This window comes from Yersinia sp. LJYL362 (genome assembly GCF_048323875.1).
Genome location: NZ_JBLWEX010000174.1, coordinates 1 through 13,452, shown reverse-complemented (window position 1 = coordinate 13,452; position 13,452 = coordinate 1). Strand labels below are relative to the sequence as shown.

Sequence of the window (13,452 nt, the reverse complement as noted above, 5' to 3'; positions counted from 1 at the left end):
AACTGACCCCCAATTATTACCGTGACCGCGTGTGCTTGAATGTGCTGGCCGGTTCTAAAGACAATGCGCGCGCGATTTATCAGGCTGCTGAAGGGCATGTGCTGGTGGGCGTGTTATCGAAGAATTATCCAGATGTCGACAGTGCCGTCAAAGACATGCGTGAGTACGCAGCCCTGATCGACAATGCTTTGTCGGTGGGGCTAGGTGCGGGCGACCCCAGGCAGTCGGTGATGGTGAGTCAGATTTCGCAACAGGTACAGCCACAGCATGTGAATCAGGTATTTACCGGCGTCGGTGCCAGCCGTGCCTTGCTGGGCCAGCACGATACTGTGGTCAATGGCCTGATATCACCGACCGGCAAAGTCGGTTATGTGAAGATTTCAACCGGCCCGCTCAGTTCACAGCAAAAAGACGCGATTGTGCCGGTCACCACCGCCATTGCGATGTTGAAAGATATGGGCGGCAGCTCGGTAAAATTCTTCCCGATGAATGGGTTGGATTCTATTGATGAATACCGTTTTGTTGCCGAGGCTTGCGCAGCAACTGGTTTCTGGTTGGAGCCAACCGGAGGTATTGATCTGGATAATTTCGAACAAATTGTGCAAATCGCGCTGGATGCGGGTGTGACGAAAGTTATCCCGCATATCTATAGCTCGATTATTGATAGCAAGACCGGCAATACCCGCCCGGAAGATGTGAAAACATTATTGGATATCGTGAAAAAGATAGTGCAATAACCCACTAATTTACCTGTTAAGAACTCAGTATCGGTGGAGGTAGGTGTGGCGGTTTGGCTTGGCGCGACACCTACCTTCTGGTAGCTCTTCCCTATGAGTAAGGACCAATATGAATAACTGTTCAACAGATTCTGGTTTGAAAGACCTGTCCGCAGGTATTGCTCTGGCTATGGTCGCGCTGTTTAATCCACTGGCGCATGCTGCACAGCCTGGCAATCAGTCTTTTGCTTATGTCGGTACTTATAATCCCAACGGGGAAGGGGTTTACCGGTTCTTGGTTGATACTAAATCGGGTGAATTAAGTGAGAAAACGCTGGTTAGCTCACTGGCGAATCCGGCACAACTGGTGGTGGATGCTCAGGGGAAAACCTTATACGTCGCCAGCGAGGTTGCGGATTTCAATGGTGGCAAGCACGGCTCGATTGCGGCATACAGCATCAACCCGGCTGATGGTAATTTGACATTAATTAATCAGGTTGATTCTCAGGGCGGCGGGCCGGTGTATCTCTCATTAACGCCATCGGGCAGCCATTTACTGGTCGCTAACTATATCAGCGGTTCGGTGGCTGTTTTCCCGGTACAAGGTGGCGGCAAACTTGCTGAGGCCAGTTCGATACAGCAAGATGAAGGCCCTGCTGGGGCGGCGAGACCTGCGGCTGCGGTGGAAGGGAGCTTTGCCATCAGTGACCACAATGGCCCACATGCACATATGATAGCCAGCTCACCGAGTGGCAAATTCGTGTTCTCCACCGATCTGGGGTTAGACAGAATTTATCAATACCGCTTTGATGCGGATAATGGCAAATTGATACCGAATTCGCCGCCGTTCATTGATGCCTCATCTGCCGGTGCTGGCCCACGGCATTTTGTGTTCCACCCTAACGGCAAAACACTATTCTTAATCAACGAAGAAGCCTCAACCCTCACCAGCTATCAGCTGGATACAGAAAAAGGTACGTTGAAACAGCTACATACTCTGTCGTCACTCCCGGCTGATTATCGCGGCACCAACTTTGCAGCGGGCCTGACGCTCTCGCAAGACGGCAAATTCCTGTATGTCGCGAACCGTCTGCATAATAGTATCGGCCAATTTGCCGTGACTGCTGACGGTGAATTTAAGCCAGTAGAGGAAGTATGGACACGGGGTGACTACCCGCGCACGCTGGTGCTTGATCCTACGGGGCACTATTTATACGCCATGAATCAACGAAGCGATAACATAACGCGCTTTAAAGTCTCTCCGCAAAGTGGCAAATTGACCTTTGTCCCAGGCTATACCGCCGTTGGCAGCCCATCGCAAATGGTGTTCGCCCCGGCCGCACAGAAAAAATGATATGAGGTACGCGCCCCCTGTGGCCATGCTGTCAGGGGGGCAGCTAATATTCTGAATAACGGAGTTGAGCAGTGAGATTTCCCTATCAACGTCTGGCCTATATGTTCGATGCACTGCAATCGGAAACGCTACCTCAGGAGGAGTTGGCGAAACGTTTTGCGGTCTCGACACGTACTGTACGGGCTGATATTACGGCGTTGAATGAGATTCTGGAGCATTATGGCGCGCACTTTGTGCATAATCGTGGCTTCGGTTATCGGCTGATGGTGGAAGATGCAGACCGCTTCCGTAGCCTACAGCAGCAAAATCGTAAGGTGCACCTGACGCCGCGCACCGCTAATGAACGGGTGCACTATCTGTTAATCCGTTTTTTGACCTCTGCTTTTTCATTGAAGTTAGAAGATTTAGCCGATGAATGGTTTGTCAGCCGTGGCACATTACAAAATGATATGGCAGAGGTGAGAGAAAGGTTAAACCGCTATCATTTGACCATCGAAACTAAGCCTCGTTATGGTATGAAGTTGTTTGGTTCTGAGCTGGCCATCCGTACCTGCCTGACAGATTTACTGTTCCAGTTACAACTGCAAGATGCTGATAACCCGTTATTAAAAAATGAATTTTTAAGTATCCAAACCATTCCAGAATTGACGCGGTTGCTGCATGAATTACTCGCGCAATATGCCGTACGGTTAACCGATGAAGGCGAGCAATACCTGATTTTCTACTGTGCGGTGGCAATAAAGCGTATCACCGACGGTTATCCCTTATCTGATTTTGATGCCGAAGATGTGGATGAAGCGGTTAAGTTAGCCTCGGGCCGTTTGGCTACTGAGCTTAAGTTGCTGTCAGGAAAAGATATTTCAGCTGCCGAAGAAGCTTATTTGCGTGTGAATATTGCCGCCCGCCGGGTGCAGGCCAGCCAGTTAAATACCAGTCGACCGAGTGAAATCAATGCCGATGACGAAGAGACGCTGGTGGACTACATCCTCTCGTACATTAATGCTCACTATAACTACAATTTGCAGGGCGATAAGCAGCTGCGGGTTGATTTACTCACCCATATCAAGACTATGATAACCCGGGTGAAGTATCAGATTACGATTCCTAACCCATTGTTATCCAATATTAAACAGCACTATCCGATGGCCTATGACGTCACACTGGCGGCGGTTTCCAGTTGGGGGAAATATACGCCTTACAGCTTAAGTGAAAATGAAATTGGCTATCTGGTGTTGCATATAGGGGTGGGTTTGGAGCGCCATTACAACATTGGTTATCAGCGCCATCCGCAGGTGATGCTGGTGTGTGATACCGGTAATTCCACCACCCGAATGATTCAGGCGCAGATCTCGCGTAAGTATCCGCAAATTGTGATGACTCAAACCATTTCCCTGCGTGATTACGAAAATCTTGACCATATCGACGAAGATTTCATTATTTCTAATTCACGACTAACGGAAAAGAACAAGCCGGTAGTCGTGATGTCCCCCTTCCCGACGGAATATCAATTAGAGCAGCTGGGTAAGTTGGTCTTAGTTGATCGTACCCGGCCTTACATGCTGGAAAAGTTCTTTGATAGTCAGCACTTTATGATTATCGACCAGCCGATGACGCAGGAGCAGTTGTTTAAAAAAGTCTGTAGTCAGTTGGAAGAAGAAGATTTTGTGGATGGGGATTTCTACCCGTCAGTGGTGGAGCGAGAAGCGATTGTTTCTACCATGCTAGGTGAAGGGATAGCATTGCCACATTCACTGGGCCTATTAGCCAAAAAAACAGTAGTGGTCACTTTGTTGGCACCTAATGGCATTGCCTGGGGGGATGGCGAAGTGGCTCATGTCATTTTCCTGTTAGCTATCAGCAAAACCGATTATGAAGAAGCGATGGCGATTTATGATTTGTTCGTAACCTTTGTGCGTGAGCGCTCGATGAGCCGTTTATTGAGTAGCCAGCATTTTGATAGTTTTAAGGCTATTGCGATTGATTGTTTGAGTCGAATTTAGGTGGTTGAGAGAAATAGAAAAGGCCACCAGTGAGACGGGCAGCCTTGGCAAAGCAGAGAGGCGTTGAGCCTATCAACTATGCAGCGATATTGGATCCGGTTTGTACAGTTTAGTCAGATTGGATACATCAACATTCTCTTCTGCTTTTCCCAGGTCGTAAGCGGCCTGGAGGCGGAGCCACATTGCCGGGGTACTTCCCAGAACCGCGGCCAGTTTTACCGCCATTTCCGGTGAAATTGCCGCCTTACAGGCAACCAGCCGTTGTACCGTTGAAGGTGACACGTTTAATGCTCTGGCAAACTCCCTTATCCCGAGCCCCAAATCTTCGAGGATTCCTTCAATCATTTCCCCTGGATGTGGGGGATTATGCATTTTCATTAGTGGTAGTCCTCGTAGTTAAGAATAAACGCATCTCCAGCGGTAAACTCGAATGTAATGCGCCAATTTCCGCTTACTGTTACTGACCAGATCCCTTCTCTTTCACCTTGTAACGGATGGAGCTTGTATCCGGCAACATTGACATCCTCAATCGTTTCCGCCAGGTCGATAAATCGCAAGCGGTCTCGAATTCGCTTAACATGCTGGGGATTAATGCCCGCAGCAGAACCTGTTTCAAAGAAGCGTTGCAGTCCTTTGTGTTTCCAACTTTTTATCATTTATCGTTCCTTGTTGCGCTACAAGAGTCATTATAATCCTTGTAGCGCATCGCGCAACACCCACAGGTTAATAATCAAATCACTGCCAGCCATATCTCCTGACAAACCAGCCTTTCACTAGCTGTGTCGTCACCATGTAACCTGCCAAAATCACCATCAGCCATGGGAAGTATGAGAGTGGTAGTGCCTGTAATTGCAGGAATCCGGCCAGTGGCGAGAAGGTTAGCCCGATACCGACTACCACCACTGCCAGTGTCATCAGACACAGCGGCCAGGAAGCGCGACTTTGAATAAAGGGAATTTTACGAGTGCGAATCATATGCACAATTAAGGTCTGGGACAGCAGCCCTTCAACGAACCAGCCAGACTGGAACAAGGTCTGCATTTCCGGCGTATTAGCTTTAAATACCCACCACATTAAGCTGAAGGTCAAAACGTCAAAGATTGAACTTATCGGCCCAAAGAACACCATAAAGCGCCCAAGATCGCCGGCGTTCCAGCGCTGTGGTTTTGCCAGCTGTTCTTCGTCGACATTATCAAATGGAATGGCAATCTGAGAAATATCATACATCAGGTTCTGGATCAGCAGATGCAGCGGCAGCATCGGTAAGAAGGGTAAAAATGCACTGGCAATCAGCACACTAAAAACATTACCGAAGTTAGAACTGGCCGTCATTTTGATGTATTTCAGCATGTTGGCAAAGGTACGGCGGCCTTCTATCACGCCCTGTTCCAGTACCATCAGGCTCTTTTCCAGCAAAATGATATCAGCCGCTTCCTTAGCAATATCTACTGCCGAATCCACCGAGATCCCGATATCCGCCGCCCGCAGTGCCGGAGCATCGTTGATACCATCGCCCATAAAGCCGACCACATGGCCTGCTTCTCGCAGATTTTGCACGATGCGCTCTTTATGCATCGGTGTCAGCTTCGCAAATACGGTGGTGGTGCGAGTAGCTTGCGTCAGTTCTGCCTCACTCATTTGTTCGATATCACTGCCACGCAAAACTTTTTCGACCGATAACCCGACATCTTTACAGACTTTACGCGCCACTAACTCATTGTCACCGGTAAGAATTTTGACGCTGACACCACTGTTTTTCAATGCCAGTAGTGCGGGCGCGGTGCTCTCTTTGGGTGGGTCTAGGAAGGCGATATAGCCTTCAAGAATCAGGTCATATTCGTCGATAACCGCATAATTGCGCTGATATGCTGGCAAAATCCGTGTGGCGACTGCTACCACCCTCAGCCCTTGCTGGTTTTGCTCATCGGTAACGCGGCGGATGCGTGCCAGCAGCGTATCGGTCATTGGGATGACGTCATCTCCCTGACGGACATGGCGGCAAATAGACAGCATCTCTTCCAATGCGCCTTTGCAGATTAACTCGTGATAATCCGATTGGTCGCTGACCACCACGGACATCCGGCGGCGCTCAAAATCAAATGGGATTTCATCGATTTTACGGTAACCTGCCAGTATTTCAGCAGACTGGGATGAATCAGTCATGGACGAAAGCACCGCCACGTCCAGCAGGTTTTTCAAGCCGGTTTGGTAGTAACTGTTGAGCCAGGCATAGCGCATTACACGTTCACAATTGGCTCCAAATACGTCGGTATGGCTTTCAAGCACAATCTTATCTTGGGTCAAGGTGCCGGTCTTGTCGGTACACAGAACATCCATCGCGCCAAAGTTCTGAATAGCATCCAGCCGTTTGACGATAACTTTTTGTTTTGACAGCTTTACTGCCCCTTTTGCCAATGTGGATGTGACGATCATCGGCAGCATTTCTGGGGTCAAACCCACGGCAACCGAGAGAGCAAATAGTGCCGCTTCCCACCAGTCACCTTTGGTAAACCCATTGATTAACAACACAATGGGTGTCATGACCAACATAAAGCGAATCAACAACCAGCTGACTTTGCTGATACCGCTCTGGAAAGCATTGGGCTGTTCATCCTGATGGGTCACACGCTCAGCTAATAGACCAAAATAGGTTTGATTACCGGTACCGATAACGATGGCCAGTGCTGATCCACTCACCACATTGGTGCCCATAAAGCACAGGGTATCCCGCTGCAATGGGTTTTGTTCATCACATTCCCGGCACTGCGCCACTTTCTCCACCGGCAGAGATTCACCCGTCAGGGCGGCCTGGCTGATAAACAGATCTTTTGCCACCAGAATACGTAAATCCGCTGGGATCATGTCACCGGCAGAGAGTTTAATAATATCGCCAGGCACCAATTGGGAAATCGGCAGTTCGCGATGTTCGCTTTTTCCGCTATGGGCATCACTGCGTAGCACTGTGGCGGTGTTGCTGACCATGGCTTTTAGCGCATCTGCTGCGCGGTTAGAGCGGGCTTCCTGGATAAAATGCATCAAGGTAGAAATCAGCACCATAGCACCAATCACCAGTGCGGCGGTGAGGTCTTCCGTGGCGTAAGAAATCAAGGCCAGAATGGTCAATAGCAAGTTAAAGGGGTTGCGATAACAGTGCCATAGGTGAACCCACCAAGGGGTAGCCTGCTGATTTTCAATCAAATTACTGCCACAATTTTGGCGAATAGCCTCGGCTTCTTGCTCAGTCAGTCCTTCGGGGTGGCTGTGAAAGCGCTGATAAAGCTGCTGCGGCGTTTCATTGGCACACTGCAAACGCTGCCGGGCCAGTTCTGCCGGGATATCTTTTGCCGTACTTCCTGCTGAAACCCCCTCAAGCATGGTTTCCCGCCGGATCAGGCGGCGGGGCAGGTTGCGGCTCAATACATTGAGCAATTGGCGGGTGAAATTTTTAATTTGCATGGTTCAAACCTTACTGTCATACCTGAATTGTCTTCAGGTAGCGCCCACGGCAAACCTGCCGTAGAGAGGGCAAAAACATCAGCAGCAGAAACCAACGCAGGGAGAATGCGCAGTGACTGCTTATCAGATTGTTATCCGATAAGGCAGCCACGTCAGACGGGGAATTACCTTATCGGTACACCCAAAGGGTGTAGATTGAGGGAACAGGGTCCACTGGGTAATTAACCTCCGGTGAGTGAAGAATCACTTTGTTTGAGCGGAACACCATCGCACTCAAACAGTTATACAAACAATAAACTGCGTCATAATTATTGCCACGGCAAAAATCACCCTGACGGGAATTTCATCCGTTAGGGTAATAATATGTTACCAGTCATAGGGATATCATGCGCTGAGTCTGATTCTGGGCATGGTATGCTTCCCACCGTTCTGGTAAATATAAATAATACGGTAGCTATAAATAATCAGTTTATTATATGTATTCAAACCTAAACATTAGGTAAACCATGCAAAACCGTTTGACCATTAAGGACATTGCCCGCATGAGTGGAGTCGGAAAATCCACCGTTTCACGGGTATTAAACAATGAAGGCAGTGTCAGCCCACAGACGCGAAAGCGAGTTGAGGCGGTTATCCGTCAACAGGGGTTTACCCCATCAAAATCGGCCCGCGCGATGCGTGGTCAGAGCGATAAAGTGGTGGGGATTATTGTCTCACGTCTGGATTCTCCCTCTGAGAATCAGGCGGTGCGCACCATGTTGCCGCTGTTCTATCAGCAAGGTTACGACCCTATTCTGATGGAAAGCCAGTTTGATCCTGAGCTGGTTAGCGAGCATCTGCATGTTTTACAACAGCGCCATGTGGATGGGGTGATTCTTTTTGGTTTCACCGGCTTAACCGCAGACATGCTCGCGCCGTGGCAGGAAAAAATGGTGGTACTGGCGCGAGAATATAGCGGTTTCTCTTCGGTTTGTTATGACGATGAAGGGGCGGTGCGGCTGTTGATGGATAAACTGCGCCAGGCCGGGCATCGCCATATTAGTTATATCGGTGTGCAGCCCTCGGATGCCACGACCGGTATGCGTCGCCATCAATCTTATCTCGATTACTGCCTGCAACATGGCCTGACTTCCACTGTTGCGTTGGGAGAATTGAGCTATCAGAGCGGCTTTCAGCTCGCGCCTCAAGTGATAAAACCCGATACCTCCGCACTGGTATGTGCTTCTGATACTATTGCTATGGGGGTAAGTAAGTACTTGCAGCAGCAAGGGCAACAACACATTCAGGTATGTGGTATCGGCAACACACCCTTGTTGCACTTCTTGTTCCCCAATAGCCTGTCAGTCGAGTTGGGTTATGGTAGTGCAGGTGTGAAAGCGGCACAGCAACTGCTTGATCAACTTAATAATAACCAACCCCTTCAACAAATTATTATCCCCGGCCAATTGGCTTGATGTTTTTTCGCATCTTTATGCTCCCTGCCAGCTCATTTGGAGTCATCGGAGCGCTTTGGGCTTAACTCATTTTCGATGAAAATTTGCACAAAAATTGTCAAATTGTGATCTTGGACGCAAGTTGGGAACGTTCCCATTCCATAAAAATAAATACTTGGCTAACCTTAAATAAGCCACTTGGAACCGATCCCACCTTTACGAAAGGTATGCTGAAATGAGCAAAGTAAAACAACAAGACATCGATCAATTGATCGTACTGGTGGGAGGCAGAGAAAATATTGCCACTGTCAGCCACTGCATTACCCGGTTACGTTTTGTATTAAATGATCCAGCAAAAGCATTTCCTAAAGAGATCGAAAAGCTGTCGATGGTCAAAGGCTGTTTTACTAATGCCGGGCAATTTCAAGTGGTTATCGGGCCGGAAGTCGATGATTACTACCAGGCGCTAATTGCTAAAATTGGCCAAAATGAGGCAGATAAAGAACAAACCAAGCTGGCTGCGCGCCAGAATATGACCTGGTTTGAGCGCGGTATCTCTCACTTTGCCGAGATCTTCTTCCCGCTGTTGCCGGCTTTGATCAGCGGCGGTTTGATCCTCGGTTTCCGTAATGTGATCGGCGACATCCCAATGTCCGAGGGCCAAACGCTGGCACAGATGTATCCGGCGTGGAAAACCATTTACGACTTCCTATGGTTACTGGGCGAAGCCATCTTCTTCTACCTGCCAGTAGCTATCTGTTGGTCGACGGTGAAGAAAATGGGCGGCACGCCGGTATTGGGGATTGTATTGGGGATTACGCTGGTTTCTCCACAGCTAATGAACTCTTATCTGTTGGGGCAGCAAGTCCCTGAGGTGTGGGACTTCGGTTGGTTTACTATCCAAAAAGTGGGTTATCAGGCGCAAGTTATCCCCTCTATTCTGGCCGGTTTAGCATTGGGCTGGATTGAAACCAATCTGAAGAAAATTATTCCTGCTTATCTTTACTTAGTTATCGTGCCAGTGGTGTCTTTATTGCTGGCAGTATTCCTCGCTCATACCTTGATTGGGCCATTTGGTCGCATGATTGGTGATGGTGTGGCATGGGGCGTGAAAGCAGTAATGACCGGTAGTTTCGCTCCTATTGGCGCTGCGCTGTTTGGTTTCTTGTATGCGCCGTTAGTGATAACCGGGGTGCATCAAACCACATTGGCTATTGATATGCAGATGATTCAGAGCATGGGCGGTACACCTGTTTGGCCGCTGATTGCCTTGTCCAATATCGCGCAAGCCTCTGCGGTGCTGGGCATCATTATCATTAGCCGTAAGATCAATGAACGAGAAATTTCTGTTCCGGCGGCCATCTCAGCCTATCTCGGTGTGACTGAACCCGCCATGTACGGTATCAACTTGAAATATCGCTTCCCAATGTTGTGCGCCATGATTGGTTCTGGACTGGCAGGCCTGATTTGCGGGCTAACAGGGGTGATGGCAAATGGTATTGGTGTCGGTGGTTTGCCGGGTATTTTGTCGATCAAACCGCAGTTCTGGGCGATTTATTCTCTGGCAATGTTGGTGGCAATTGTCGTGCCACTGGTACTGACCATACTGGTTTATAAACGCAAAGATAGCCGCGGTGAATTGCCGGTCTGAACCGCAAACCTCCGCCAGTGGTTATTCCCTGGCGGAGTTATTTTCTCAATTTTTTCGGTTTTTTCTACAAATAAGAGTCTGCTATGAATAATCCTATCCCTTGGTGGCAAAACGGCGTCATCTATCAGATTTACCCGAAGAGTTTTCAGGACAGCACCGGTAATGGTTACGGTGATCTGGCGGGGGTGACGCAGCGGTTGGATTATCTGCAAAAACTCGGTGTTGATGCTATCTGGCTGACGCCGGTTTATGTTTCGCCGCAGGTGGATAATGGTTATGACGTGGCGGATTACTGTGCCATTGATCCGGCTTATGGCACCCTAGATGATTTTAAACATCTGGTGGAACAAGCCCATCAGCGTGGTATTCGTATTGTGATGGATATGGTGTTCAACCATACATCCACTGAACATGCCTGGTTTAAAGCATCAACAGACCGCAACAGTCCTTACCGCCAGTTCTATATTTGGCGTGATGGAAAGGGTGATGATTTGCCCAATAACTGGCGTTCTAAATTTGGTGGCAATGCCTGGCAATGGCATGCGGCCAGTGGCCAGTATTATCTGCATTTATTTGCCGCTGAGCAGGCTGATCTCAATTGGGAACACCAACCCGTACGCGATGAATTGAAAAAAGTATGTGAGTTCTGGGCGGATATTGGCGTGGATGGCTTACGTCTGGATGTGATCAATTTGGTGTCCAAACAGCAAGATTTCCCCGATGATTTTGACGGTGATGGCCGCCGTTTCTATACCGATGGCCCACGTATCCACGAATTTTTGCAAGAAATGAGCCGCGATGTGTTTCAGCCGCGCGGCCTGATGACGGTGGGTGAAATGTCTTCCACCCGTCTTGAGCATTGCCAGCGTTATGCTGCATTGGGCGGCGATGAACTGTCGATGACCTTTAATTTCCATCATTTGAAAGTGGATTATCTCAATGGTGAGAAATGGTCACTGATGCAACCGGATCGTGTCGAACTTAAGCAGATTTTTAACCAGTGGCAGCAGGGGATGCATAATCGTGCCTGGAATGCGTTGTTCTGGTGCAACCATGACCAGCCGCGTATTGTCTCGCGCTTTGGTGATGAAGGTGCGCTGCGCTTACCTGCCGCTAAAATGTTGGCGATGGTGCTGCACGGTATGCAGGGCACGCCGTATATTTATCAGGGCGAAGAGATTGGAATGACCAACCCAAACTTCAGCTCTATTGATCAATACCGTGATGTTGAAAGCCTGAATATGTTTGCCGCATTAAGTGCAAAAGGCCGCGATGCTGATGAGTTATTGGCAATTTTGGCGACTAAATCCCGTGATAATGGTCGTACCCCGATGCAATGGGATCGCAGCCATAATGCCGGTTTTAGCCAGGGAACCCCGTGGATTGAGCCTTGCAGTAACTATGGTGAGATTAACGTCGATGCCGCGCTGGCTGATGCTGATTCGGTATTTTATGCCTATCAATATCTGATAGCCCTGCGCAAGCAACACGATGTGTTCACTTTTGGTGACTATCAGGATCTTTGCCCGCAGCAGCCAGATTTATGGTGTTATTTACGCAGTTGGCAAGGTAAGCAGCTGCTGGTGGTGGCGAATCTAAGTGGTGCGCCGCAACAATGGCAGCCAGAGGATATCGATCTGGATGGTCACTGGCAGTTGTTGATGAGCAGCTATGGCGAAAGCGCCTTCCAGCCGCAGGCCATGGAATTGCGCGCCTATGAGGGGATTTATTGGATTAGGGATTGATTAGATCAGTTTGGAGCTGGTTTCGGTTGAGGTGGCAATGACAGCATTGAGAACAAATCTCATATCAACCGAAGCCAGATCCACTCTATTATCCCCCCAACTTCAACTCTGGGAGCTGAGAAAAAATACTCACTAATCCTTCCCCCCACCCTTTACGGATCATCATAAAATAAGGATGATCTTCCGTGATTCGATATTGCTGAGCGGTACTGAAACTGTCCAGCGGGTAGATCATCACGTCCAGTGGCAATCCCACCGACAGATTACTGCGCAAGGTTGAATCCATTGAAATCAACGCACACTGCATTGCCTGATCCAGCGCGGTGTTGTAGCTCAACACGCGGTCGATAATGGGCTTACCATACTTACTTTCACCAATTTGAAAATAGGGTGTATCTGGCGTGGCTTCGATAAAATTCCCTTGCGGATAAATATGAAACAACCGCAGCCCCTCACCGTTAATCTGACCGCCTAACAGTAGGTTACAGCTAAAATCGGTCCCGCCACTGTTTTGCTGCGCGCCACTGTCCCGGTTAATCACCTCCCGCACCGTTTCGCCCAACAACGTGGCCGCCTCATACATCGACGGCACATTCATCAGGTTAGTCAGTTCGGAGTCTAAACATCGACGTTGCAGCAAACTGACAATGCTCTGTGTGGTGGCAAGATTGCCTGCACTTTGCACTACCAGCGTTCGTTCGCCATCTTGCTGAAACAGATGCAATTTACGGAAAGTGGAAATATGATCCACCCCAGCGTTAGTGCGGGAATCAGAAGCAAACACTAGCCCGGACGACAGCCGCATGGCCACACAGTAGGTCATAACAATCCTTAAGTCAGGTACGTTTATTGCGACATATCCAGCCGCGGGTTTGATAGCATATGCACGGCAGCTATGGTTTGCATATCTTCATAGCCACCGCCTCGGCGGATACCGCGCACCGGGCAGGCATCCAGATAATCGATGCCCACCGCCAGCTTCAAATGCTGATTCGGTTGGCAGGTATTATTGGTGACATCAAAACTCTGCCAATAGCCATTCAGCCAGACTTCAGCCCAGGCATGAGTCGCAACATGACTGGAGGATTCTGTATAAA

General features: G+C 49.1%; 10 protein-coding genes and 1 pseudogene. 6 read left to right on the top strand and 5 right to left on the bottom strand.

Annotated features, from left to right (window positions below; all coding sequences use genetic code 11):
* Positions 1-2: 2 nt before the first annotated feature.
* From dagF to ACNSO8_RS08455, 3 genes are all read left to right on the top strand, one after another.
* Positions 3-737: a 2-dehydro-3-deoxy-phosphogluconate aldolase gene (gene dagF / locus ACNSO8_RS08465; protein ID WP_418394379.1), complete on the top strand. Its 735-nt coding sequence runs from the start codon at positions 3-5 to the stop codon at positions 735-737.
* A gap of 109 nt (positions 738-846) precedes the next feature.
* On the top strand, positions 847-2,070 hold the full coding sequence (locus ACNSO8_RS08460) for a lactonase family protein (protein ID WP_057630317.1): 1,224 nt from the start codon (positions 847-849) through the stop codon (positions 2,068-2,070).
* Between the two features lie 71 nt (positions 2,071-2,141).
* On the top strand, positions 2,142-4,070 hold the full coding sequence (locus tag ACNSO8_RS08455; protein WP_072092646.1) for a BglG family transcription antiterminator: 1,929 nt from the start codon (positions 2,142-2,144) through the stop codon (positions 4,068-4,070).
* Between the two features lie 72 nt (positions 4,071-4,142).
* Here ACNSO8_RS08455 and ACNSO8_RS08450 read toward each other — a convergent pair whose 3' ends face one another.
* The 3 genes from ACNSO8_RS08450 to mgtA form a co-directional block, all read right to left on the bottom strand.
* On the bottom strand, positions 4,143-4,448 hold the full coding sequence (locus ACNSO8_RS08450) for a HigA family addiction module antitoxin (protein ID WP_005162529.1): 306 nt from the start codon (positions 4,446-4,448) through the stop codon (positions 4,143-4,145).
* Positions 4,448-4,726, bottom strand: a complete 279-nt coding sequence (locus ACNSO8_RS08445) for a type II toxin-antitoxin system RelE/ParE family toxin (protein WP_005162526.1) — start codon at positions 4,724-4,726, stop codon at positions 4,448-4,450. The genes ACNSO8_RS08450 and ACNSO8_RS08445 overlap by 1 nt, the downstream gene beginning before the upstream one ends.
* A 79-nt stretch (positions 4,727-4,805) precedes the next feature.
* On the bottom strand, positions 4,806-7,526 hold the full coding sequence (gene mgtA, locus ACNSO8_RS08440; RefSeq protein ID WP_050158783.1) for a magnesium-translocating P-type ATPase: 2,721 nt from the start codon (positions 7,524-7,526) through the stop codon (positions 4,806-4,808).
* 506 nt (positions 7,527-8,032) lie between these two features.
* On the opposite strand from mgtA, the gene treR reads away from it, so the two are divergent.
* The 3 genes from treR (at position 8,033) to treC (ending at position 12,355) form a co-directional block, all read left to right on the top strand.
* On the top strand, positions 8,033-8,980 hold the full coding sequence (gene treR / locus ACNSO8_RS08435; RefSeq protein ID WP_050159605.1) for a trehalose operon repressor TreR: 948 nt from the start codon (positions 8,033-8,035) through the stop codon (positions 8,978-8,980).
* Positions 8,981-9,194: 214 nt separating this feature from the next.
* Positions 9,195-10,610 carry a PTS trehalose transporter subunit IIBC gene (gene treB, locus ACNSO8_RS08430; protein ID WP_019082223.1) on the top strand — a complete coding sequence of 472 codons (1,416 nt, stop codon included), beginning with the start codon at positions 9,195-9,197 and terminating at the stop codon, positions 10,608-10,610.
* A gap of 83 nt (positions 10,611-10,693) precedes the next feature.
* Positions 10,694-12,355 carry an alpha,alpha-phosphotrehalase gene (treC, locus tag ACNSO8_RS08425; protein ID WP_019080060.1) on the top strand — a complete coding sequence of 554 codons (1,662 nt, stop codon included), beginning with the start codon at positions 10,694-10,696 and terminating at the stop codon, positions 12,353-12,355.
* 88 nt (positions 12,356-12,443) lie between these two features.
* On the opposite strand, the gene ACNSO8_RS08420 is transcribed toward treC, so the two are convergent.
* Both ACNSO8_RS08420 and ACNSO8_RS08415 read right to left on the bottom strand, forming a co-directional pair.
* Positions 12,444-13,178: a proteasome-type protease gene (locus tag ACNSO8_RS08420; protein WP_019080059.1), complete on the bottom strand. Its 735-nt coding sequence runs from the start codon at positions 13,176-13,178 to the stop codon at positions 12,444-12,446.
* 23 nt (positions 13,179-13,201) lie between these two features.
* Positions 13,202-13,452, bottom strand: a pseudogene (locus ACNSO8_RS08415) (transglutaminase family protein); the annotation flags it as partial.